At 56.1% G+C, this 24,886-nt stretch carries 18 protein-coding genes; 4 read left to right on the top strand and 14 right to left on the bottom strand.

Features of this window, described 5'->3' with window-relative positions; genetic code table 11:
- Positions 1-3: 3 nt before the first annotated feature.
- From HOV93_RS02805 to HOV93_RS02770, 8 genes are all read right to left on the bottom strand, one after another.
- A complete protein-coding gene (locus HOV93_RS02805; protein WP_207394906.1) occupies positions 4-939 on the bottom strand; it encodes a hypothetical protein in 936 nt (311 codons plus the stop codon).
- A complete protein-coding gene (locus tag HOV93_RS02800; RefSeq protein WP_207394905.1) occupies positions 936-4,622 on the bottom strand; it encodes a hypothetical protein in 3,687 nt (1,228 codons plus the stop codon). Before HOV93_RS02800 ends, HOV93_RS02805 begins: the two co-directional genes overlap by 4 nt.
- A gap of 32 nt (positions 4,623-4,654) precedes the next feature.
- Positions 4,655-7,252 (bottom strand): hypothetical protein, encoded by a 2,598-nt coding sequence (locus tag HOV93_RS02795; protein WP_207394904.1) that lies wholly within the window; start codon positions 7,250-7,252, stop codon positions 4,655-4,657.
- Between the two features lie 91 nt (positions 7,253-7,343).
- Positions 7,344-7,769 (bottom strand): ExbD/TolR family protein, encoded by a 426-nt coding sequence (locus tag HOV93_RS02790; RefSeq protein ID WP_207394903.1) that lies wholly within the window; start codon positions 7,767-7,769, stop codon positions 7,344-7,346.
- A 3-nt stretch (positions 7,770-7,772) separates the two neighbouring features.
- Entirely contained in the window at positions 7,773-8,189 is a 417-nt protein-coding gene (locus tag HOV93_RS02785) for an ExbD/TolR family protein (RefSeq protein ID WP_207394902.1), read from the bottom strand.
- A gap of 18 nt (positions 8,190-8,207) precedes the next feature.
- Positions 8,208-9,017 (bottom strand): MotA/TolQ/ExbB proton channel family protein, encoded by an 810-nt coding sequence (locus HOV93_RS02780; protein WP_207394901.1) that lies wholly within the window; start codon positions 9,015-9,017, stop codon positions 8,208-8,210.
- Between the two features lie 13 nt (positions 9,018-9,030).
- On the bottom strand, positions 9,031-10,182 hold the full coding sequence (locus tag HOV93_RS02775) for a hypothetical protein (protein ID WP_207394900.1): 1,152 nt from the start codon (positions 10,180-10,182) through the stop codon (positions 9,031-9,033).
- Positions 10,166-11,197, bottom strand: coding sequence for a vWA domain-containing protein (locus tag HOV93_RS02770; RefSeq protein ID WP_207394899.1), 1,032 nt, complete (start codon positions 11,195-11,197; stop codon positions 10,166-10,168). The genes HOV93_RS02775 and HOV93_RS02770 overlap by 17 nt, the downstream gene beginning before the upstream one ends.
- A 284-nt stretch (positions 11,198-11,481) precedes the next feature.
- On the opposite strand from HOV93_RS02770, the gene hemE reads away from it, so the two are divergent.
- On the top strand, positions 11,482-13,410 hold the full coding sequence (gene hemE / locus HOV93_RS02765; RefSeq protein WP_207394898.1) for a uroporphyrinogen decarboxylase: 1,929 nt from the start codon (positions 11,482-11,484) through the stop codon (positions 13,408-13,410).
- Between the two features lie 62 nt (positions 13,411-13,472).
- On the opposite strand, the gene HOV93_RS02760 is transcribed toward hemE, so the two are convergent.
- The 3 genes from HOV93_RS02760 to HOV93_RS02750 all read right to left on the bottom strand — a co-directional run bounded on the left by HOV93_RS02760 (position 13,473) and on the right by HOV93_RS02750 (position 16,058).
- Positions 13,473-14,048: an HYExAFE family protein gene (locus tag HOV93_RS02760; protein WP_207394897.1), complete on the bottom strand. Its 576-nt coding sequence runs from the start codon at positions 14,046-14,048 to the stop codon at positions 13,473-13,475.
- Between the two features lie 95 nt (positions 14,049-14,143).
- Entirely contained in the window at positions 14,144-15,496 is a 1,353-nt protein-coding gene (gene hisS, locus HOV93_RS02755; protein WP_207394896.1) for a histidine--tRNA ligase, read from the bottom strand.
- 127 nt (positions 15,497-15,623) lie between these two features.
- Positions 15,624-16,058 (bottom strand): YkgJ family cysteine cluster protein, encoded by a 435-nt coding sequence (locus tag HOV93_RS02750; RefSeq protein WP_235989701.1) that lies wholly within the window; start codon positions 16,056-16,058, stop codon positions 15,624-15,626.
- A gap of 147 nt (positions 16,059-16,205) precedes the next feature.
- Between HOV93_RS02750 and HOV93_RS02745 the strand changes: the two genes are divergently transcribed.
- The 3 genes from HOV93_RS02745 to HOV93_RS02735 all read left to right on the top strand — a co-directional run bounded on the left by HOV93_RS02745 (position 16,206) and on the right by HOV93_RS02735 (position 21,187).
- A complete protein-coding gene (locus HOV93_RS02745; RefSeq protein ID WP_207394894.1) occupies positions 16,206-17,069 on the top strand; it encodes a formyltetrahydrofolate deformylase in 864 nt (287 codons plus the stop codon).
- A 221-nt stretch (positions 17,070-17,290) separates the two neighbouring features.
- On the top strand, positions 17,291-19,927 hold the full coding sequence (locus tag HOV93_RS02740; RefSeq protein WP_207394893.1) for a diguanylate cyclase domain-containing protein: 2,637 nt from the start codon (positions 17,291-17,293) through the stop codon (positions 19,925-19,927).
- A gap of 81 nt (positions 19,928-20,008) precedes the next feature.
- Positions 20,009-21,187: a hypothetical protein gene (locus HOV93_RS02735; RefSeq protein ID WP_207394892.1), complete on the top strand. Its 1,179-nt coding sequence runs from the start codon at positions 20,009-20,011 to the stop codon at positions 21,185-21,187.
- Here HOV93_RS02735 and HOV93_RS02730 read toward each other — a convergent pair.
- The 3 genes from HOV93_RS02730 to HOV93_RS02720 are packed head-to-tail and all read right to left on the bottom strand — an operon-like array spanning position 21,184 to position 24,737.
- Positions 21,184-21,888 carry a sulfite oxidase-like oxidoreductase gene (locus HOV93_RS02730; RefSeq protein ID WP_207394891.1) on the bottom strand — a complete coding sequence of 235 codons (705 nt, stop codon included), beginning with the start codon at positions 21,886-21,888 and terminating at the stop codon, positions 21,184-21,186. The two genes, HOV93_RS02735 and HOV93_RS02730, sit on opposite strands and share 4 nt — an antisense overlap.
- Entirely contained in the window at positions 21,885-23,039 is a 1,155-nt protein-coding gene (locus HOV93_RS02725; protein WP_207394890.1) for a GTPase, read from the bottom strand. The genes HOV93_RS02730 and HOV93_RS02725 overlap by 4 nt, the downstream gene beginning before the upstream one ends.
- A 6-nt stretch (positions 23,040-23,045) precedes the next feature.
- On the bottom strand, positions 23,046-24,737 hold the full coding sequence (locus HOV93_RS02720; RefSeq protein WP_207394889.1) for a M3 family oligoendopeptidase: 1,692 nt from the start codon (positions 24,735-24,737) through the stop codon (positions 23,046-23,048).
- Between the last annotated feature and the right edge of the window lie 149 nt (positions 24,738-24,886).

The raw sequence follows: 24,886 nt of genomic DNA, 5'->3' as shown, positions 1-24,886 counted from the left end.
CGGTTACTTTTTGGGCTCCACCCACGCTCCGTCGCGGTAGACACACTGCCGAGGGTCGAAGCCGATCGCCTTGGCCAGAGATAAGACCGGCAACGGTTTTTGAAACGTTTCGCTGAGATAGAATCCCCACTTTGGCTGAACGTCGTTGGCTGCCTGACTGGTATTAAGTTCGAGCTCTGCGGCGACGAGTTTCTGGAGCATATACGGCGGGATCTTCCCTTGTCCGCAGCCAGGACAAAGGCCTTGCACAAGCGCCAGGCACTCGTCGGGTGTAATCTTGCTTGTCCCTTGTCGCATGGCGCTGCGTAGTTCTTCTCGTTGCAGTTGTTGCCGTGCGTCAGCTCGCTCGCCCTGGCGTAGCATTCGCAAGACTTTGGTGACCTCTTGTCGCATAGACTCATCCAACGCTGCCCCGGTGGTGACTTCCTGCTGCTGACCTTCCAGCAAAGCGGCGTCGTGCGACGGATCGATCAGGTAGGCCATCGCTCGCAACTGTTTCACGCCTTGGGCATCGTTCATGAGCAGGGTCATTCCCAGAAGTGCGCTTCGTCCCTCGGTTTTAGGATCGAGATGGGCGGCAATCATGAACAGACGCTTGGCCGTTTCAACTGCTTCAGGGTCGGTCTTCTTTTCGGCCAGTTCTTCGGCGTATTCGCGGTAGGCCTTGGGGTTCTCTGGCGAGAGTTGGCTCAAACGGCCAGGGCTGACCGGCTGAAGCAGCAAATCGATCTCGCTGCGCAGGATCTGGCGATGTAGCTCGTCACCGTCAGGCGTTGTTATTCGCAGGCGGATGCTCGTGTCGTCAGTAGACTCGACGAAGCCTGAGATTGGCTCCTTTTGTCCTTTAACATAAACAACGGCTCCCAAAGCATCGCCGCAAAATAGCAAGACTGCCCAGAGCATCAACCATCGCTTCCAGCCTGTACGGAAAACCATCATGCCGATCCTCCGGTTAGTTCCCAAACGTTGACCAACGCCATTTCGCCATGGCGTAGTTGTTCGATCAAGCTGGTCGCGGCGGCATCTTGTTGTTCCAAATTGTCGATAATCTGTTCCAACTGCCCGTGGAATTGCGGCCGCTCTTGGGCGTAACGCAGCGCCAGCAGTCGTAGCCAAACCCGCTGCTTGGCCACCATCGATGCGATGGGCGAATCGCTCAGGTAATTAAGGGCAATTTCACGGCGAGTAATATCCTGGAGCTTGGCTGCTTCGGCATCGGAAAGGGACATCTGCTCGAGTTGGGCTCGTTCGATCTCGATCAATCTCGCTACGATCGCATCCGGCAGTTCGGAAGGACCGAGTTGGTCAGAAGAAATGCCGCTCAACCGTGCATGCTGCCGATAGTGACCGGCGAGGAAAGCGGCCATATCGTTGGCCATCTGCGGCGAAAGCTCTCCGGATTGGGCAGGCTGATTGCCGAGACCCTCGAGCCCGCTACGTAGCAAACGTTCGCGCAGTTCTTCTCGAGCGGTACGCACGTTATTAACGACCACTGTTTCCCCAAGCAAACCACTCACGATCTCGGCCATGTCGTCGGCGGCGCGGCGGGCCGTATGTACCTGATCGGCAATGGCCAGCTTGATGTTCGTCCAGTGCGAGAACGCTCGGATTCCGCTTTGGATCTGGCTTTGTTCGGCGCGGGGTTTGGGTGCCAGCAAGTATTCGGCCAACTGAGCCGACGTGGCGTAGTCGACATCCTCGACATCGCCGGAAAGCGAACATAATTCCTTGTAGATATCAATCCGGCCCAGAGGATTGCTCGCGCGATATAGTCGCTCGACGAGCGATTCGATCTTGGACAACGCAGCCAGCGACTTCGTGGACGAAGATTTGGCATTCGCACTATTTGCCGCGTCGGCCTCAAGTTCCGGTGCCCCCTTCTTGAGCGTCTCCTCGAAGATTCGCTGTCCCATATCTCCTTGGCTGGCCGCATGACCCAGAACCGACAGAAAACTTAGCTGGGTCACCTCCTGAGCAAGTTCGTCCGGTGCGATATCGGATGGCATTTGCTCGTTGAAAGAGGAGGATCTTCGCGTGAACATACGGTACATTTCACCGTCGCGAACAACGACCGCATCGAGGCCCAATTCGGTACGAACGATCGCTGCCGATTGAACCGGATCGTCTGAATCTAATCCGCGACTGACCCGTCGCGACAGCATTCGAGAGAGTTCCTGTTGAACGGAAGAGCTTTTGAGTCCCTGCTCGAACGCATCGAGTATCGGCAGCAGGCGATCGACCTTCTGAGAACTAATTACCCGCTGCACGACCGGCTGGTAGGCCGTCCAGTTTTCGGTCATTCGGCTGGCAATATCAGCAATCAAAAAGCTGTCTTTGGCCAGCACCTGATCCGCTGGCAGGTAGCTTTGTGCCATTTTGGAAAGATCGGCATGTAAACGGGCCGCCGCATTCGGATCACTGGCGGCAAGATCGCGAATCTTGCGATACTGCTCGCGGGTCATCTCACTCATGGTGAGTTCGACGGGGTCTGCCGATCCAGAGTAAGTGATACCCAGTTGTTGCTCTAGTTCCTTAAGGAAAAGCTCTCGACGATCTTCCGGCAAGCCAGGCTGCTGAGCCGTTTTTACGCTGAGGTAGGCTTTCTCTAGCAATTGCGACAACGGCGTTGCGGCCGAGATCGGAGCATCCTTCAGCGAGATTCCTTCGGTCAGCGTCTGGGCGATCACATCGACGGCTTCGCCGCTTGGTTCGTCATAAACGAGCCCCATAACCACATCCCGGATGGCTTCTCGCGACTCTCCCTCTTGGGCGACGGACTTCGTTACCAGCTGCGGCAGTAGTGCTCGATAGGCATTACTGCGGCGGTTGGGGTCCTCGGTGCAAATGGCCGTCAAACGTGGGCGTAACGAGGTCTCGTTTCGAAAGAGACTCTCAAGTTTGATAGAAAGCGGTTCACCCCACCATGGTTGCCGCTGCCAAACGAGTTCTTCCGGCTCGTCGTCTTCAGCTGGGGTCGGAAGGTCAGGGTCGGCGAGATCGGTTGCGGGCTTTCCCGGAGAATGGTGGGCTGTTGGCGAACCGATCGGAGGGATCGAGCCGAGGTAAATGATATAACCGCCACCGAAAATAAGCAGGGCAAAAAACGCCCCAAAGATCAGGGCGACCTGGCGATGTCCACGGTTTTGCTTGCGCGTGTATTCAACGACCAGGTCTTCGAGCAATTGTTGGCATTTGCCGTGATCGAGTCCCCACTGTTCCCCCTCGGCCAACAAACGCTGGCGACTTTGAATTGAGAGGAATCCTTGTTCCTGCATCAACTCATCGACGAGAGATTTGATGTGAGATTCGGCCTGACCAACGGTCACCAGACGCAGGTCTTCCTCTTGCAGAACTTCTCTGAGCGCGATCCATGCCAGGTCTTCATGAATGCCATGCATGTCGACGCCAATCTGCACCAACTGCTGGGCCAGCGTCGCGATCACGATGCCGTGACTCATGTTGTCGAGTCGTTCCCGCACGAATTGCCGGAACGAGTCGGCACGTTGTTGCTGGCGTGTATCCGATTCGTTTTTCTCGCTTTGCTTTTGAATCGAAGCGAGCGCGGCGTCACGCTCTTGGTCGGAAAGTCCTAGGTCGGTGGCTACCTGGGCGATCATGATGCGGGTTAGTGAATTGACTCCGCCTTGCCCGGCAATGATGGTGGCGGCCCGCTGCTGAAACGTGGTGAACCGTTCGGCTTTGGCTTGTTTTACGTCGCGTTCCTCGGGTTTCTCTTCTTCCGAGGCGACCACGAACCCTTTGCTTTTGGCAACTTCCAAAAGTAGGTCACGGGCTAGTACTTCGCTGAGACCGAGCTTGGTCGTCCCCTCGCGTATGAGCTTCTGTTCGCGTCGCTCGTTCACGCGTTTGGCCGGCAGGGCTTCCATCGCCTTCCGCAGATAGACTTTAAAGAGTTTGCTCGGTGATTGCCGTTTCTTCTTCTCGGCCTTTTCCTGCTCGGCCGCTTCGCGCTGCTCTTGGGTGAGTTGCTCGTCCGTCTCGGGTGCCGCCTGGTCGGCGAAAGCCTGCATCGGATCGGGCGTTGGTGCCTCTTCTGTTGGGGGCGTGGGATTGAAGCCGGTATCGTCGAGTCGTCGGTAAAGGTTGCCGCGGATGGCGTGCGGTATCAGAAACTGATCGGCCAGGAAGTTGATTTTGGCCAAGGCGGGTTCCGACCACCCGCGTGCGTCCGCCAAAATCAGGCGTGCCTGACGGGTGAACGTGTAAAGGTCTTGAGGCCGCACGCCGGGGTAGTCTTGGTCGTCCTCGGCTACGATTTCCGATTCGATCAGAAGTTCGTCGTCGAGGGGCGGTTCGGCTTCATCCGCCAGAATATCCGCCGGAAGCGTTACGGAACCAGGAGCTGTTTCTGCGACCGGTTCTGGCTGGGGGGGAACCGGAGGAGGAGCATCCTCGGGTGAAGCAGGGGCCGTGTACAGGATGTGCATTGCCTGCTGGTACTCTTCCCGCGAGAGACCGAACTGATAGGCCAGCGCCGGCAAGACGGTCGGATCGTGTCCTCCGCCACGGGAAGCAAGAAAAGCTTCCGCTTCGCGAACGAACTCGTCAATTCGCTGCGATTGATTTTGGTCGGCAGAGTGTGAAGACGGTCCTTGAGCCATTCCATTCGACGTGTTCGGGAATTACATACAGGTTATGACCCATCAGGTCCGGAGACCTGCTGGGCAAGTTTCTTTATTTTATCGCGCCACGGGGGCAAACCCCAATCGGGGTGCAGCAATTGAAACTGCTCTAAGACCGTTTGGGCTTGAGCACGATCGGTTTGAAGCAGACAGGCCAGCTGGTAGTACTTGGCCTCGTACCACGCTTCTTCCCCCTGATCGAGCCCCACCAGCAAGGTGCGCCAGAGCCCAAGGGCTCCTACGTAGTTCTGCAGCGTGAACTCGACCCTTCCCAGCCGTTGCAGGTACTCTTGTTCCTTGGGATAGGCAGCGACCAGCACACGCAGGTAAGTCGCCGCGTCGGACCAGCGCTGGAGCCGCTCGGCGAAATCGGCCGTCTTCGAACAGGCCACTTTGGCGTTCTTATTTTGTTTCACCGCTCCGGACGTTGCTCCGAGATGCTTCACCAGGCGGCTATAGATGTCGAAACCTTCTTCCAGAAGCTGCATGTCCGGGGTCGATGTGGCGGCGACCTGCTGATCAATTTCCAGGGCCCGGACAATCAACGCCGATTGCTCGTACGGAGTGCCGACCGCATTTGTTAGAAGCCAGTTGGCATGAGCGACGACCTCGGTATCTTTCTTTTGGGAGCGAGCCAGCATGAGGGCCTGGTAGTGGTAGTCGACCCAGGCCCGGTCGCTTGGCGGAAGGGAAGCGACCAGCGTCTTGGCCGCACTAACATAATTAGCCAAATCAGCGGAAGGCAAGATGTTCTTACGGGCTAAATCGGCTGTATTTAACAGGCATCGCACCACGCCCGAGATGCGATCCTCCTGGGCGGAGTCTTGGTTTAAGCGGGATTGAAGGTCGTCGGCGACCTGTTTGAGTTGCCGTGCCAGCTCTTTCTTTTCGTCTTCCGACGAGGCCTGATCGATTTGTTGTCGCAGCAGGTTGCACAAGTCGAACTTGGCCGACCAATAATTCGGATCGTTCGGGGCGATACTTTGCAGCTGCCGAATCGAAGAAGTCATCGAGCCACGAGACTGCTGCAGCTTGGCAATGAAGTAGTCGGCCTTTTGAGCGTACTGATGGTTGGGAAAGTCACGTTTCAAATCTTCTAGCACTTCGATGGCACGCAGACCGTAGCGGGGTTCCTCTTTGGCGAGGGCCTGGTAAGACACAAATGCCATCCAAGCCGCTTCGGCTGCTTTCCCTGGGTTGGGACCTTTCAGCCCCGAGACGGCATCTTGAAAATTCATGCCCGCCTCAGCGTGTTCGTTCAGGCGGTAGCTGCACCAGGCGAGTGTGTATCGACATTCGCTTGCTGAAAGGAGGTCTTTCTTGGCTTCGGGTGCCGCCAAGGCATCGCGAAGCTGGGCTTGCGCCGTGCGGTAGTCGTCGTCGGACTTCGACTTTTCGGCGTTGGCAAATTGCTGCTGGCCGACGAGCCACATCATGTAGAAACCCTGCGAGGTCTCGAGATCAAGCTCGTACTTTTCGACCAACTGAATGGCCGCCGAGTGATGGCCCAGCTTGGCCAAGCCAATCAAACCCTGAACGCCCATTTCGTGGATTTTAGGAGCATTGGCACCTTCCCGAAGTCCGGTGTCTGCCAACAGCACGCATAGACTTGTCTTGCCGGGGGACGAATTTCCTTGAAAGTCTTGAATGGTCGTCTTGGCAAAGTTGGCCGCCTCGTCGAGCTTGTCGGCATTGATAAGCCCTCGACAGTACCAATAGTCGGATTGATCGGCGATCGCGGCGCTGGTTGGGCCTGCCTCTAGAAGTGCAAAGCAGCGCTGCCCGTCGAGAGCATTGTCGTCCAGGATCTCAGACATGGCGAGACCGATTAACGCCCGGGCTCGCCATTCCTGTTGGAGTCCCATTCGATTCGGATCGGCCACTTCATGCCAAGGCGTGGTCGCTTTCGGATCGACCTTCAAGTCCAATAGCTCGCGAAAGAGACCAATGGCGATCTTCGAGTATTTCGATGGCCCACGCATATCCTCGACCAGCGAAAGGTAATAGTTCGACCACGCGCCGAAGAACGCGGCCCGGCCGACGACTCCTTCCAGTTCGCGCACGACCTTTTCGCGAGTTTCTCGTCCGGTGCCAGAGGGCATGCGGTCGATGATGTCCCATTGCTCTTCAATTCGTTTTTGAATCGACTTGTGATAGTCGACCAGCTTCGGAGCGATCCGCTGAAATTCGCTGCGTGCCTCGACGAGAGACTCTTTATCCGCCGGATCATTCAGCCAACGCGTGACGGCTGCTTCGCCGCGGTTGTAGTCGGCTTGCAGAAGCATCACCTGAATTGCAGGCGTGTCGGCACTGGGATGGTCGGCGAGAAACTGCTGGACCTTTTCCAGGTAGTGTTTCGACCGAGCCGGGTCATCGGCGTATCGCATCAGTTGGGACGCGTACAACTGCGAGCCTTGATCGAGCAGTTCTTCACGCTCGTTGGCCGGCAGGGCACCCTTCAGATATCGCTCGATCAAGAGCAGCCGCTGTTGGGGCAGCTTCATTTTGCTTAGATAGCCATCGACTCGGCGATATTCCTCAATCATTTGCTGCGGAGAACGCGTGTCGTTGACCAACGCGTTTTGAGCAGAAACAGCGCGCAGCGGCATCAGGCACATCACGGTGCATGGGATGCAACCGAGAAGTGTCAACGCGAATCGCCATTTCAGTACAGGGAACACGTGAGAGATTGATTACTCTTTAATTGGCTAGGGGAACATATGAAACGCCGGGGAAATCGGCGTTCTTGCAAGCTTGAATGGCCGAGGCTGCCATTCCGTAAGGTGCGGCATCGGGGGCACGCACGAACGCTCCGTCGGTTTTGTTAGGAAACTTATCGAGCACTTCCTGCAACTCGGCGAAGGTGGTGAGGTTATTAGAACCGATCTGATAGACCCAGCCGCCGTCGACCTGAGCCAATAGCACGACGGCTGGCTCTAAGTCGGTCTCGGCGGCGCTGCTGGACTTCTCATTCACTTTAGTCACAGCGTCCAGGTCACGTTCGGTCTTTGTGAAGCTGGCGGTGACAATAAAGAAGATCAGCAGCAGAAATACGACGTCGATCATACTGGTCATCTCCAGCGTGATCTGGCGTTTATGGGCTCGTTTATGGCTGGAAAGTTTCATGGCTTAGTTGGGTACCTGAACGGCGAGGCGAACTTTAGAGATCCCTTGGCTGGCCAACTGCTTGACCAAAGCATTAGGGACTTCGCAGGTTGCTTTCTGATCGACGCGAACCACCACCGTTACCATGGCAGCGTCGCCTCCGTTGGCTTCGAGTTCATTCCCCACCAAAAACGCTATATCGGCTAGCTGGACTGGGTTGCCGGCCACAACGATCTCGCCGGCCTTGTTAATGTTGACGACCAGGGAAGTCTTCTTTTGATCCTTCGCACCCTTCAGCTCTGGTAGTTCCAGCTTCTCGCGATTGGTTTCCGAGACCTGGCTTACCGTAATGAAGAAGATCAGCAGCAAGAAGACGATGTCGATCATCGGCGTGATGTCCATCCCCTTGGTGTGTCGCACTCGCTTCTTAGAGAGCTTCATGTCATTCTCCCTAAGCGATTAGCGACGGCGACCTAGCGGCGTCAGAATTTGTTCTACTCGTTTTCCGACTTCTGCTACCAACGAATCGATGCGGTTTCCAAAGTAGCTATAGGCCACCATTGCCGGAATCGCGACGACCAGGCCTAGCAGCGTCGTCACTAATGCCTGACCAATCGAACCGGCCAGATCTTCAGGTTTCGGGGCCCCGCCGCTCGAAGCAATCGTATTGAAGGCCTTGATCATACCGAGCACCGTACCGGTGAGCCCGAGCATCGGCGCGATCGAACCAATCAAACCGAGCACTTCGGTCTTGCGGTAGAGCTTGGCCGTTTGATCCTCGCCGGCTTCTTCAACGGCCGCTTTGTATTCGGCAAAACCAAACTCGGCCCCACGGAAACGTTCGAGGCCTGCTTGCACGACGTAGGTCAGCAGCGACTCGTGCTCGGGGTTCTTACAGATTTCCAGTGCTTCGTCGACGCGTCCCTGAGCAATCATTTCTTCAAGTTCAAAAGCGACCCCTTCCGGCATGAGTACACTTTTGCGAATGGTTAGGAAGTGTTCGACGATGAAGCCGATCGCAACCATTGACAAAAGGCCGATCAAAACGCCGACAGTACCACCATCCATGAGCGTGTCGAGCAGCGTCTTTTCTTCGTAGTCGGCACGCGGCGCGATGGTGGCCTCGTCGTTGCCGTCGAGCGTCAACGTGTCGGGCGAGTCTGGAGCGGGCCCTGAGGAATCTTGGGCCCAGAGCTGAACGGTAAACACTGCTACCAGCAGTACCAGGCAATAGATGATGCCCGTCTTGGGCGTCGTCTTGTGTCGCATATCAGGGTGCCTCTCAAGGGTTGCTTTTGGACTGGGTCGCTTCGCGAAGTTGTTGGGCGTGGATCGTTCCGCCGTAAAACAGCAAAAGCTGCCGACGAATGTCCTGGGCCTGTTCCGGTTGCTGGACGCGGTTGAACGCCGAGTAAGTTTCTGACAGGGCAGCCGCAGCGAGTTCGGGATAGTCGTTGCCATACAGGGCAGGGATGTGCAGTAAATCGAGCACGCCATTTTCGATCCGCAAAAACTCGCTCGAGCGAGCGCCGGAGATGCCCAACAGGTACCACGCAACCGGTTGGTTCCAGGTCTCGAAGCTATGGATCAGCGGCTCAAGGTCAGCCCGAGCACCGATCAGATCGCCGGTTTGAATGCGTGCTTGAGCCGTCAGGATAATGGGCCATTGTTTCAGGGTAGGATTGCCGCTGCGGATGCGTTTCTGCCACGATTCAGCCTGGACGAAGTCCTCGGCGGCAATCGCCAACGACGCCATATAGACTAGCACACCGTCGGGGGCGCTCGAGCCGATCGATGTGGCCGCCGTGCTGGCCAAGGGCAATGCCTGGGCAGCTTTGTCGCGATCGAAGAAGATCGGCAGCATGTCGGATGTCAGGCCGGTCTGCTTGTCGTAGTCGAGCGATCGGCTACCGGGCAGCTGCGTCACTTCGCTGGTACGGGCTGACTTCTTCATGATTCGCAAGCAACAGAAGTAAGGTTCCAACGCTGCTTCGCGTTCACCTTGGGCGAGTCGCCCCCACATGGTGGCCTGGCATACCATGTATGCGACTTTGGAGTCACGATTTTTGTAGCGATCGAAGATAGCCTCGGCCGGTTCGCGGGCTCCGGCGTAGTCTCCCACTTTCAGTCGTTGGTGGATACGAAAGAGGGGATCGCCCAGTTCCTTCCGCAGTCGATCGAAGTCGGCTTGCTTGTCTGGACTGATCGTGCCCAGTTCAATCTCGTGCCAAGGGATGAGGTTGTTGTCGGTGACCTTGACCCCTTCTTCGTCGAAGCCAATCACGGTGATGTTGCTGAGCAAACGGAGATCTCGGAGGATAAGCCGATCGGCCTGAACGTGGACCGGAATGACGAACCAAAGTACGGCGACCAGAACCGCCACGCATTGCCCGCGCCACGTGTTTTCGCGTGGGCTTTCAAAACGCAGAGACATGACGGTACGATCCTCCGGATTCGTTAGCAATCTGCCTCATGAATGGTTCGGCTGACTTGTCGATGAAAGAAATGGAATGAACTTTGGTCCTGTTGCTGCCACCGACATTCAGGGCTTTCACGCCGGGGACAACATCGGGTTCGAACAGACCGTCGGTCATGAAGAAGATGGCATCGGGGGCAGGGGTCAGCTTAAACGCTTCTTGAAAGGCTGTAATCGGATTGGTACCACCTTGGGCCGAGACGGTGTTAAGCCAACGCTTAACGTTGTCGAGATCGCGTTTTGGGTTTCGCCATCCACGCATGTTGTAGGGAACGGCTTGACTGTTGAAAAAGACGATTTGAAATTCACTCTCTCGCGGCATACTGCGGATGGCTTCCAGGACTTCGTCTTTCAAGTATTCGATTTTCGGGCCACTCATGCTTCCGCTACAGTCCGCGATAATGCAGATTCGTGAACCTTCGGCTCGGACTCCCATGAAGGTCGTGCCGGCACCGACGGCTCCTCCGCCTCCGCCGATGGTGTTTAGCGATCCTGCCGCGCCGCCTGCGGCACCGCTGGGTAGTAGCTGTGACAGACTGACTTCCGCGCCCATCTCGGATGTGGCAGCCGTGGGGGGCTCAATATCGGCGACCAACTCGTCCAGACTGGCCGTGTCGGACGTTTGCTCGACGTCGCTCGTATCGAGAACATCGCCTCCAGAGTCGGTCAGATCAATTCCGGGGAGTTCCCCGATCGAGACTTCCTCGCCTTCGGGGAGTCCACTGCGATAATCACAAGTGACCGCAGCCAGAACAAACAAAAGGCCCATGTGAATCAGCAGCGAAGCAAAGCCGGAGATGCTATCGGTCAGCCAGTGGTGGGCGCGTGGTTGATGGTCTTCTTCGGTCTTATGCAACTGCTCGGCATCGGGCAGACGAACGACATTCCCGCAATGCGGACATACAACTTCGCCACCCAATTGTTCGGCAGTTGCCGTTAGGTTCTTGCTGCAGTAGAAGCAGGAAAGTTGCATTAGGGGAACTCACGAAAAGCCTTCGTTCACCGGCCGAGACCGCAAACTGCTAAAATCAGAAGAGCGTGGCAGTTGCGCACCTTAAGGTGGTGTACACTGCACAATCATCATCGTAGGAATAGAATACAAGCCGGTCAATGAATTGGAGGGCTCTCCGCCGTTGATGTTGGAAGCATTCTTCGAGGAAGTTGACCGTCCGGGGGTGTTTCCGAGTGAATATTCAACTCGGAATGACCACCTGTCGACCGCCCACCCCAATAGAGCTAGACGCGGAATAGAACGATATGCCAGAAAATGGAAAAAACTTCGCAGGCCTGAATGTTGCCTCGTTCGAGAGTCGTCGCGGAAAAGAAATGGCGATGATTATTGAAAAGTTTGGCGGCGTCGCGCACGTGAGTCCTTCGATGCGCGAAGTGCCGTTGGATGACAATCAGCCGGCGATCGACTTTGCCAATCGGGTCATCACCGGACAGATCGACATTGTTATTTTCATGACCGGTGTCGGCTTTAACCACCTCTTGGCGGCCATTGACCGCAAAGTCGACAAGCAGCGATTTCTGGATTCCCTGTCAGATATTATCACGATCTGCCGGGGACCAAAGCCCGTGGCCGCGATGCGGGAAGTGAAGCTCACACCGACCATTAAAGTGCCTGAGCCCAATACGTGGCGCGAGATTTTGCAGACGATCGACACCGAAATTCACATCGCCAACCAAACGCTGGTGGTGCAGGAATATGGTATCGCCAACGCCAGCCTGGTTGCGGGGCTTGAGGCCCGCGGCGCGAACGTCGAGACACTGCACGTCTATGACTGGGACTTGCCAGAAGATATTGGTCCCTTGGCGGCTAACATTCAAAAGATGATCGACGGCAAGATCGATGTGTCGCTGTTCACGTCGGCCAACCAGTTAAATCACGTCTTGAAGTTGGCTCAGCGACAGGGGCAGATGGAGGCCTTTTCAGCGGCCCTGCGCGGTACGGTTATCTGCAGCGTCGGCCCCACGATGAGCGAACGCCTGCGTGACTTGGGCTACCCGGTGGATGTCGAGCCAGAGCATCCCAAGATGGGGCCGTTGGTGGCGACTGCGGCCGAGCGATCTCAGGATATCCTCGTGCGAAAGCGTCAGATTCGCGCCGTCCTGCAAGAGACCACCAAGGCCGCGCTCAACAAAGAAGCACCGTGGTACAACAGTGCGTTCCTCAAAGCTTGTCGCCGCGAGCCGACCGACTTCACGCCTGTCTGGCTGATGCGTCAGGCTGGGAGATACATGAAGGAGTATCGCGAAGTTCGGGCGAAAACTTCGTTCTTGGAACTGTGTGCCAATCCTCAGCTTTGTAGCGAGGTGATGTGTACGGCGGTCGAGAAGTTGGGCGTCGACGCGGCGATCATTTTCTCGGACCTGTTGCCGATCTTGCAGCCCATGGGTTTGGATTTGGAATTCGCCAAGGGGGAAGGCCCGGTGATTCATAACCCCATTCGCGAAGCGGCCGATGTCGATCGCGTGTTGGAACTGGAAAGCACCGACTCACTGCATTACGTGATGGAAACGGTTAAGCAAACGCGGGCCGATTTGCCGGCTGACATGCCGTTGATTGGTTTCGCCGGGGCCCCGTTTACCTTGGCCAGCTATGCGATCGAAGGGGGTAGTAGCCGCGACTACGTGAATACCAAGACCCTCATGTTCCGCGACCCGGGTGCTTGGCGAGAACTGATGGAACGCTTTGTGCGTGCGATCTCGCGTTATTTGAATGCCCAGATCGCTGCCGGTGCCCAAGCCGTGCAACTGTTCGATTCGTGGGCCGGAGCGCTGGGCCCGGATGACTATCGACGTTATGTGCTTCCGTACGTGAAGGATATCATCGCGCAGATTGCCCCGGGCGTGCCGGTGATCAACTTCGCTACCGGCAACCCGGCCCTGTTGCCGATGCTGGCCGAAACGGGTGCAGCGGTGGTGGGAGTCGATTGGCGAATTCGCTTGGATGTTGCCTGGGAAACGATAGGCCACAACATCGCCGTGCAAGGGAACCTCGATCCGGTGTCGCTACTGGCCGACCCGATGGAGCTTCGCCGCCGCGCGAAGGATGTCCTCGACCAGGCTGCCGGCCGGCCAGGGCATATCTTCAATCTGGGGCATGGTGTGATGCAACAAACGCCCGTCGACAATGCCAGGGCGTTGGTCGATATGGTTCATGAAATGAGCCAGCGCAAATAATCCCCAGCCCCTTGCGCGGCTCATTCCGATGAAGGACCATCCTTACGGCGGCCCCGATCTCTTCAAGCGATGGCCGGGGCCGTATTGCTGGCCCGGCGATGGTCGAAGTCACCTCCCGAGACAACCGGCGTGCGGAGGGTGACCTGTAGCGGTTCGGCCAGTTGGCGAAAGGCCTTGGTGGGCATCGACATCGTTTTCCAGCGTGGCGAGATCTTGCGGGCCCACGCGACGTACAAGTCGAGCCGTACCCCGATGAACGCGTAGAGTCGGTCTTGATGCGGATACAAGAGGTTCTGCGGCACCGGGGCCATATCACCGACGACCTCGTACACAAAGACGAGCAAGCCGCGAAACTGCGGACCCAATAGCCGCTGCCATTGCGACAGGCTTTGCAGGTCGTCAGTGGTGGTCCAGTTCTTCCAGTAGCAGTTTTTGCGACCGGATGGGAATCTGCGCCCCTTCACATCGACCAACCACGACATCTCGCTGCCGCTGGGGGTGACGATGAAATCGAGGTTTTTCAGCGAGCCAGCCCCGTACAACGATCGGCGACGTTCATCGACGGCGATGTAGGGGATCTTTTCGTCACGCAAGAAGGCTTCGAGCGCGACTTCATAGTGGTTCGTGCGGATCGTCATCGGTGTTGCCCTCGGGAAAGTTGCGAGGTGAGAAGCCGGAGATCTTGGATGGCTTCAATATCGCAACTAGGGGTGACAACACCTTGTCATGGGGGTTATGCGGTGGGCCGCAGAATTTGAGAAATACCCGCAATCAGTTCCTTGGCACCCCCCGCGAGGCTGGCCTCGGTCGTGTCGCCGGTCTTCAGATCCTTTACCTGGCACTTGTTCTCGGCCAGTTCACGGTCGCCAGCAACGATGGCCACTTTGAACCCTCGGCGGTCCGCATACTTCAACTGTTGACCGAGCTTCTTGGCATCGGGATAAAGTTCAACGTTGAATCCAGCTGCACGAAGCGTGGCGGCGATCTGCAGATATTGCGGCAAGCTGGTCTGGTCGAAGTAGGGAATGAACACTTCCGCCGGTGTCGTCCGGGCTTCGATCTTGCCAAGCTCTTCCATGGCGGCCAGAAGTCGGTCGAGACCCAGCGATGCTCCGATGCCGGGCAGCTCTTGATTGGTATACAAGCTGGCCAGATCGTTATAACGGCCGCCGCTACAGACGCTGCCGATGCCAGGTAGCTCGCCAAGGAAGGTCTCGAAGATCGTCCCGGTGTAGTAGTCCAAACCGCGGGCAATCGAGACGTCAATTTGAAGCCGTTCGGCGGGGACGCCGGCTGCGGCCGTTGCTGCGGTCAACTCACGCAGTTGGCCGACGCCCATTTCGCCTTGCTCGCTGCCAGCGACCAGGCGGTCGAGTGCCGAGAGAATCTCGTCGGTCGAGCCGCCAATTTCTGCCAGCTTCAATACCTGAGCGGCCTGCTCGGCAGATGCGCCTGCGGTCTCTTGCATTTCAGCGGCGACCTTCTCGGCGCCAATCTTGGCCAGCTTGTCGAGCGCACGCAGGATCTCGGTCGAATTCTCGACCAGTTGCAGCTTTTCGAGTAGGCCGGAGAGTACCTGACGATTGTTTACGCGAACCGTGAAACCGTCGAAGCCAATGGCCAACATCAGGTCATGAATGACCAGTGCCGTTTCGATATCGGCCACGATGCTTTTAGTGCCGATAGTGTCGAAATCGCATTGCATGAACTCGCGATAACGTCCTCGCTGGGTATTCTCGCCCCGCCAGACGGTTGCGATGTGATAACGTTTGAAGGGGGTTCCCAGTTCGCCGATGTGCTGCGCGGCGAAGCGGGCCAGGGGCACCGTCAGGTCGAAACGCATCCCTACGTCCCGTTTGCCATGATCCTCGAAGCGGTACATCTGCCGATCGGTTTCATCGCTTCCTTTGCCCAATAAAATCTCGGCATATTCCAGCGTCGGCGTATCGATGGGGGCGAATCCATACGAACGATAAACGCGGCGAGCCGTGTTGATCAGCTCCTCGCGCGGCATCATCACGTCTGGCAGATAGTCGCGAAAACCCTTGAGCGTACGGGGTTGGATGAGCTTCTTCTTGCTGGACATGAGGTTTGGGTTCGATAGATTTCGGGCGATTGGATTAAGAGTGGGACAGTTCGATTTGGCAATTGTTCGCCTGGAATGCCACGGTTCAGCCCCTTTCGGGGCTAAAAGCATTTGCTGACTATGTTTGCTAAGACAAGATCGGAAGCGCTGGCGGCTTGGTGCTTCGCAAGCTTTGGCCGGGGCGGCGAAGCGTGGTTGCCTCGGCGTACTCCCAGATTTGCTCTGGGGTCTCGAAGTACTTCTCGTAGCACCAATCGTCATCGTACTCGCAAGCGTCTGTGGTGTAGTCACGACAGATCTGAGGGCGGGTATGGTAGATACCGCAGCGATAATCCGCTTGCAAATGCTTGCAGGTGGTGTGGACCAACAAATACCAAACGCCTTCGTCGAAAAAGACCGAGGCCCGATCGTGCAACAGGTACCACCGGATGAACTCGAAATCAGAGAAATCGGTGGGTGTATCAATTGGCAGCGCGAAGTAGCGGCAGCACTTGGCGGTGCAGTGTTCGCATAGATTTTCATCTGGGCCAAGATCTTCTCGGCGAACCTTCTTTTGGATCATTTTGGCCATCCTCGGCGAAATGGTGGCATAAGTAAGATGTATGGCTTATTCGGACAAGGTAGCAAACCGATGCTACAATGCCTAGTTCGGGTCGATATTCGAATCGGGCTCTATCCTTGTTTCTAAGAACTCTATAGGTAGTTGGCGATGCTCGTTGTGATCACCGCAGTCGGACCCGATAATGTGGGTTTGGCCGATCCGATTATTCACTATGTGACGGGTTTAGGCGCAAACATCGCTGAAATCCAAATGTACGACCATGACGAAGAAGCCGTCTTTGCCATGTTTCTGCGGGTTCATATCGACGCCGATCGCTACAACTCACTTCGAACGGCGTTGACCGAGATAGGCCGTCTCAAAAAGCTTTCTATCCGTGTCTGGTCCGCCGACGTCCGCCGTAATTGTCCCCGCATCGCAATCTGTACCACGTACCGGTCCGAGCCAGCCCAAGCCGTGCTTGCCGCAATCAAGGCGGGGGATATCCACGCGATTCCAGCGGTCATGATCGGAAACCGGGACAACTGTAAGGGCCTGGCCGAAAGCCACGGCGTCGATTGGCAAAACATCGGCGGCGAGAAAGGCGAAGCCAATGACGAGAGGATGATCGAAATCCTCGACCAGTACGACGTCGACTATGTCCTGTTAGCTCGCTACATGCGCGTATTGCCGGCAAGCAGTTGTTGGAAATATGCGGGGGGACGGATCATCAACCTTCATCATGGGCTTCTGCCCAGCTTTCCAGGGATTCGTCCTTATCACGATGCCAACGAGGCTCGTATGCTTACGTTCGGGGCGACATGTCATTTCATCGTGCCGGAACTTGATGCGGGCAATCAGATCGTCCATCAAGAGACCTTTTCCGTAGAACCTGGCACCAAGATTGACGAGATTGTCCGGATTGGCCAGGAAATCAACGAGCCTGCGTGCCTGGTTGAAGGACTTCGTCGCGTGGTAGCCGGGGAAGTGGAACTGCATTTCCATCGTGTCGTACCACGTAATATTCGCAGCTAACGTAAAGGTTTGCTGCCGATTGCATCGGTTGTGCGGGCAGTGCTGGTTGCGGCAATTGTTGTCGGCAGTGGTTGGGGGGTTTTAGGGTAACCATTGTTGCCGAGTATGGTGAGCAGTCTAAGTTTCCTATGTTTTCAAGTAACTAGGGAACAACAAGCGTTTTTTTAGCGACCAGACCTCAGGCGCGAAACGATTGCCTGATCAAAGTACGGTGGCAGGCCATGCTGTGTCGATTGCTGGTGATCGAGCGCACTGACGCGATTCGTCAGAAGTTGCGCGACGTCCTAAGCGAAAATCATGAGATTCACGTATTGGAAAGCGGAGCAAGCATCCGCGAATCGATCGAGCAAGTTCAGCCGGCGTTGATATTGCTCGATTTCCATCTGCGCGAAGACTCCGCCGTTGAAATCTGTCGAACAATCCGTCACGAACTTGCGAGTCGACCCATCCAACTTCTGGTCCTCGGGGAAGGGCTGAACGAAACGCAGCGGTTGCAGATGTTCGCGGTCGGCGCCGATGACGTCATCGACAAGTCGATCGGATGGCTGGAATTAACCGCAAAGATTGACGTCTTTATCCGGCTGCATAGCGCTCTAATGCGAGCAACCACGGCCGAACGCAAGCTCGAAGGCTATTCTCGAGAACTCGAACGGATTGTCGAAAACCGCTCGATGGCCATTCAAGAAACCCAAGATATTGCGGTCTTTGCCCTGGCCAAGTTGGCCGACTCACGCGATACGGAAACAGGCGAACACCTCGTTCGAATGCGTGCCTATTCGCAAATGATTGCCGAACAACTGCGGATTAGCGGGCCTTACCAGGACGCGATCGACGATTCGTTTCTGCAAGACCTCTTTCGTTCGAGCCCACTGCATGACATCGGCAAGGTAGGCATCTCCGACGCTATTCTGCTGAAGCCTGGGAGTTTGACCGCCGAAGAATTCAATGCGATGAAACAGCACGTCCGCATCGGAGCGGAAACACTTCAAGAGGCGGCTAAGAGCAGCTCGAGCGGATCGTTCTTTCACATGGCTGCCGAGATCGCTCGGTATCATCACGAGCATTGGGATGGGTGTGGCTACCTGGAAGGATTGAAGGGAGTCGAGATACCACTGGCTGCGCGGATTGTCAGTGTGGCCGACGTCTTCGATGCACTCTCGAGCAAGCGTGTCTACAAAGATGCGATCTGTCTTGACGAGGCACGGGCCATGATATGCGAGGCCAGCGGCACGCAGTTCGATCCGGCAATCGTCACTGCATTCGAGGAAACCTTTGACAAGCTCAAAGTGTTATCTGCCGAGCAGCACAGCATAGTACGTTTTCTGAGCGCAGCCCAAGGGCATACGACCAATTACCATTGGGGCAAGCATCAAGCAGTCCCTGAGCTTAGCGGCGAGAGCGCGGTGGTGATCAACGATGGCTCTCCGTCCATCGGGCTCATAACGGCGTGGCTGCAAAGTGTCGGCATGAAAGTACGCGTCTGCGGCGAGTATATCTCGGCCCAACAACTTATTCGCGAAGATTGCCCCATGGTGGTGATCAGCGATTGGGGGAAGGGTCAGGCCTCTGCCGAGATTTTCTGCCGCTGGATCCGAGAAGAACGTTTGCCTCGGTATGTCTTCACGATGGTGCTGGCCGAGCAAGGAGTGCTAAAAGATCCCACGCAGGCGTATCGCCTGGGGATTGACGATGTGATTTCCCATTCGATTGGCCGAGAAGAACTGCTGGCGCGAATTAATTCGGCGGGGCGAGTTATCGAACTGGAAAACCATCTTCGCACCATAGAGCGAAACGATCCCCTAACCGGTTTGGCCACGCTTCGCTATCTGAACGACCAGCTGAAACGAGAATGGGTTCGGTCTCGAAACTATCACTTACCGATGTCGTGCGTTGTGATCGACATCGATGACTTTAGCGAAATCAATCGTCAGTATGGCGTCGAGGTCGGTGACAAAGTTTTACAGAAGCTGGCCAAGACAATCGCCGTTCAAGGACGTCAAATCGACTACTTGTGTCGTCTGGATAGCGATCGCTTGCTCTTGGTTCTGCCAGAATGTGCGGAGATAAACGCCTATCGTCTTGCAATGCGTATCGAAATGCTAGTCAACAAAATGGGCGTCGAAGCCGATGGAGAGTCGATCTACTGTTCGGTGAGCATGGGGATTGCCCAACGAAACAACGATGTTCCTAAACTCGAAGCGTTGATTGATAACGCGGAGATCGCCTTGAAAGCTGCCAAGAGCGCCGGCAAGCGTCGCATCGTGTGCTTGGGGAACTGCGAGGAATCAGACGGAATACTGGCGTCCGACGATCAGGTGCGAGAATGCATGGAGCACCTGACCGCGTCCGAGATCATGACTTCACCAATCCTGACCATAGCCCAGTCCGATACAATTTCGGTCGCCACGCGGCTGCTCATTGAAGAGGGGGTCAATTCGGCCCCTGTCGTCGACCAGCAAGGCTACCTGGTTGGTGTCATTTCTGAAAAGGACCTGATGCAAGCGTTTCGCCAACCGGAAGCCGGTGACATGCAGGTATCGGAAATGATACGCAGCGAAGCCGTCTGTTTCGAGGAATCGGATCCGGCAATTCATGTCTACGAGTATCTCAGCCAAGCTGCCATACGCCGAGTCATTGTCGTTAAGGACGAACGACCCACCGGCGTGATCAGTCGCGGGAACTGCCTGCGTTGGATCCATCAACTCGACGTCGAGATGGGGCTTGGCGACCCCACCATGTTGGCAGATGTGATTGACTCGGGAATACTGGAAACGGCCACGCTGAGCCAAATCCGCAACATCATTAATGGCATGGATCACAGCGGTACCGCTAACTCTGCCGATCGCTTGAATTTCTAAACGGCCGCGTGTTGCTATTCATCGCCGGTGCCGCTTGTTACGATACGAGATGTGTGATTTGTTCGTTTCATCGCGTGTCCTATGGGGTTTTCCGTGGTTTCGCAGGAAGTCTTTGACCAGTTCCGTCAACATATCCAAGAATCGGGCAGTTTGGCGGCGATCGAAAATATGATCGAGTATTTTCGTCAAGAGAAGCAGCATGTTCAGCTATTCGAGATGTACAAGCTGCGCGCCAGAGCGAAGCTCGGCCTGCCACTGCTGTTTCCCGGTGTTTCGGAAGATCTCTCCGAAGAGCAGCGAACGAAGCTAGAAGACGCGCTGGTCGAAGCCTGCGACGAAGTCGGACGTCTGTTGTTGGACGCCGGACAAATTCGTGAAGGGTGGTACTATCTGCGTCCGGTCGGCGACAAGGCTCCCGTCATTGAAGCCCTGAACGAGATCGAAGTTGATGAAGAAAACCTGGAAGACCTGATCGAAGTGGCCCTGTATGAAGGAGTCGCGCCAGAGATCGGCTTCCGCTGGATGTTGGAACATTACGGCACGTGTAATTCAGTCACTACCTATGAACAACAACTGGCCGGCATGCCTCCGGCCGCCCAGCAGCCACTGGCCGCTCTGCTTCTCGATCACGTTTACACCGAACTGATGGGGACCGTCAGTGCCGATGTATCGCACCAAGAAGGAACCGAGCCACAAGAGAAGACGCTGAGCGAGATCATTGCCCCACGTGATTGGCTGTTTGCCAACTCGGCCTATCACATCGACACCAGCCACCTTGCCGCGACGGTTCGCTTTTCGCGGGTGCTTCGCGACGAGGTACATCTTCGCAAAGCGTTGGAACTGGTCGACTATGGCTCGCGATTGGATCAGGCGTTTCAATACGAGCAGACACCTCCGTTCACCGATCTTTACCCAAGCCACAAGCTCTATTTTCAAACACTGCTAGGCGAGAGCGCCGAGAGTGGCCTGGCCTACTTCCGTGAAAAAGCCGAAGCCTCGGATATTCGTCGTGAAGGTTCGCTGGCAATCGAAACCTACATCGAGCTTCTCTCGCGATTGGGGCATCACGATCAAGCCCTCGAAACTGCTCTGGAGATGATCCCGCCAGGCATACACACCATTGGAATATCGCCAAGCTTGATCGAACTGAGCGAGAATGCGGGGAACTTCCAACGGCTGGCCGAACACTCGAAAGAACTAGGCGATCCGCTCGGTTACGCGACGGCGCTTCTGTTTGCCAAACGATCGGGCGAAAGCTAAATCCCGTCGGGCTCGTCTGACCAGCCAGGCGGAAGCTGGCTATCGCCGAACCGCTGCTCTTTCCAAGGGTCGCCTACGTTGTGGTATCCGCTTTGCTCCCAGTAGCCAGGCTTGTCGGTCGCGCTAAGTTCGATCGCTTTGATCCACTTGGCACTCTTCCAGGCGTACAGCTTCGGGACAATACCGCGCACAGGCCCGCCGTGATCGGCGTTGATCGCCATGCCGTCATGCGTATCGGCCAGCAAAGCATCTTCACTCAAAAATTCTTCGAGCGGTATGTTGGTCGTCCAGCCGTTATCGTAGCCATGGCAAAGGACAAACTTGGCTTCCGGTCGTATGCCGGCTTGCTCTAGAAGGTAACGTGTCGAAACGCCTTCCCACAAGTTTCCTAAACGCGACCACTGTGTCACGCAGTGGAAATCGGAGAAGACCTTTACTCGAGGCAAACTCTGGAACTGTTCCCAGTTGAACGACAGCCGGCGTTCTACGAGTCCCAGCACTTGCAGCGACCATGTCTCTGGGGTTACCTCTGGCACAATCGTCGCATGGAGCACCGGCCACTTTTTCGTGCGCGATTGCCCCGGCGGAATGCGATTGTCTCGGAACGTGTCACGGCTGACGATGACATCGTCCGCATCCATATGGTGCTGAGGACCGGGGGCTTGAGCGGTCTGATACTTCGCGCGGTCGTGCTCGTTCATGCGCTATGCAGCTTCTCGATAGACTGAAGGGCGTCGTCGAATTGGCGACGTTGGACTTGGCAGTGCAATTGTCTTAGACCGTCGACCTGACGATCGGTGAATGGTAGCGGCTGGTGCGTCTGAGGGACGTAGGGGATCAGGCGAGAGACAATCGACGTGATCAATTCCGGCACCCCTTGCCCGGTAACGGCACTGGTCGCCAGCATCTCGCCTGAATTGGGTACGCGAATGTCGCCGGCCAAGTCGATCTTGTTGACCACATGCAGAGCCGAGGGAAGCTCACGCAGCGACTGATCTAATTCATCTGGCTTTACGTCGGTGGCATCGTGCATGACGATTGCCAGATCGGCCGTCTTGATCGCCGCTTTCGCTTTGGCAATGCCTGCCTGTTCGATTTCGTCGTCAGACACACGAATGCCAGCGGTGTCCGAGAACTGTACCGGCCACCCGTCGAGGGCCGTCGTCGCGTGCAGCACGTCCCGCGTGGTGCCCGGCATGTCGAGCACAATCGCGCGGTCGTAGCCAACAATCTTATTCAGCAGGCTACTCTTGCCGACGTTAGGTGGACCTGCAATGACAATCAGCCACGGCTGTGTTAAATGCCTGCCGAAAGAAGCCAGGGACAGAAGATGGGCTAACTTCTGCTCGGCAACTTCGAAGTTCGACTGTTCGAGAAGATTGCCAATGATAACGATTTCACGGGTCAGGGCCCCATTGGCCTGATCGAGCAGATGCAACGCGGCCTGAGAGGTTACGGCTCGGGGGAGTTCCAGCTTCGCCTCGGCAACGATTGCATCGGCGTGCAGCGAGGTCGTTCGCTCTTGCCAGGACTCGATGACGCAGCCTGCCGAGGCCAGGTGCTGCAAGATGCGCTGACTCGCTTGAACGCCCCCGTGGCAATGAATTTCGACCACTTCGGGTGACAACTTGGCGACGACCAGTTCTTCGCCTACCGAATCCTCTTCTGCCTGCCAGTGACCTACCAGGATTCGGCCAACATTTGCCTCGTCCAGGGAAACTTTGCCTAGGCTGGTGAAGAAGTGGTCGGCCAGCGCGATCGCTTCGGGGCCTTGTACAGAGACCGTCGCGATGGCTCCTCGCGCGGGAGGAGTCAGAACGGCGGCTGTTGTGGGGGTCGAGGTACTTGGCATTCGATCTTACAGCCCAAGGAACTTACTGGCTTGGCCGGCCACTTCACTTAAGCAGCCTGGCTCGAAAGGACTTTTCAGATCGGCACTTTTGGCAAGTTCCTGAAACGGCAGCGTTCCTCCGCGACTGCACAGGGCCAGGTAATCTTCCACGGCCTGATCGAAGTTTTGTTGGGACCGCACCCAGAACTGCAACGCACAGCATTGAGCCAGCGTGTAGTCGATGTAGTAAAACGGCGACATGTAGATATGTCGTTGCTTCTGCCAGCGTCCCCCTTCAGGCAAGTGCGGAAGCTCGCCGAATTGCATGTGCGGGAGATATAGTTCTTCAAGTTCACGCCACTTGGCGTTACGCTCGCCGGGTGTCATCTCTGGGTGGTTGTAGACTTCGTGCTGAAAGTGATCGACTGCGACGCCGTACGGCAGGAACAGAAGTCGCGACGTGAGATGAATCTTCCGGAAGCGATCGGCCGCGTCGCCGAAGAACTTCTCCATGTGCGGCCAGCACAGGTACTCGAGGCTCATCGAGTGAATCTCGCACGATTCCATGGTCGGCCACACGTTGTCCAGCAGCGGTAATGACATGCTCGCAAAGCACTGATAGGCATGACCGACTTCGTGGGTGAAGACTTCCACGTCCCCGAGTGTGCCGTTGAAGTTGGCGAAGATGAACGGCACACGCTGCTGCAGCAAACTGGCACAGAACCCACCGCCTGCTTTGCCGGGGCGGTTCTTCAGGTCCATCAGGTTCTTATCTTGCATCAACTGAAAGAACTCGCCCAGACGTGGATCCATGCCGTCGAACATTGCCTGAGCTTGTTCGATCTGATGCTCGTAGGTTCCTTGTGGCCGAGGATTCCCGTTTTGGTCATGGATAGCTTCGTCCCAGTACATCAGCGGATCGAGCCCCAGCAGTTCGCCTTGCCGATTGCGAATTTCGGTGCAAAGAGGAACGATCTTGTCGATCACTTCCTGGCGATACTGTTGGACATCTTGCTCGTTGTAATCGATACGCGACATCCGCTGGTAAGCAAGTTGAACGAAGTTCTCGTACTTCAGCTTCTTGGCCAGTTGGTCGCGAAGCTTGACCATCTTGTCGTAAATCTCGTCGAGCGCATCGCGGTTCTCGGCGAACCAACCCCACATGGTCGAGAGGGCCGAAAAGCGTACGCTCCGGTCGCTGTCTTCGGCGTATTCGACGATACCGGAAAGGTTGGTTTCCTTCCCCTGGAAAGTGAAAGACGCACTGGCCATCAGCTCGTTGTACTTGGAAACAAGTTTGGCTTCTTCGACCAAGTCCTCTTCGATGCTGGGATCGAACGAGCGAACCTGACACTGCCACAAAGCGACGGCCTGGGCACCGAAACGTTCGACGATTTTCTCTTGGCGATGTTCGACCAAGAGCAGCTTTTTGATTTGAACATCCAGATCGGTCAGCTTCGGATGGATCTCATCGAAGCGATCCATGGCGGCTTTGTAGGCCGGGTTTTTGGTATCTTGATTGAAGCGGATTTCGGTCAAATTGCACCATGAATCGATCTCACGGCGCACGTCGTCCCAGCGTTCCAGCCATTGAAACAGCTCTTCTCCGCGGCCATCGATGCCGTTGAGATCTTCAATGCCCTGCGCGATCTCGGTATAGCGAGTTTTGAGTTCCGCGAGATTGGGCTCAGGAAGTTCGAGCTTGCTAAAGTCGTCCATTCCAATGGTCCTACAGCTGAATAAGTGGGAAAGAAATCAATTCTTCGGTGACGACAGGTGCGTTTGACATTAGGGTCGTACTAAGACATTATGAAGACCACACTCTTCCTCGTCCCGCGCGCTTCTCTTCGTGACAATTTAAAGATCAT

This window comes from Bremerella alba (genome assembly GCF_013618625.1).
Taxonomy (GTDB): Bacteria; Planctomycetota; Planctomycetia; order Pirellulales; family Pirellulaceae; genus Bremerella; species Bremerella alba.
The sequence above is the reverse complement of the archived record's forward strand: the minus strand, read 5'-3'. Positions and strand labels throughout refer to the sequence as shown.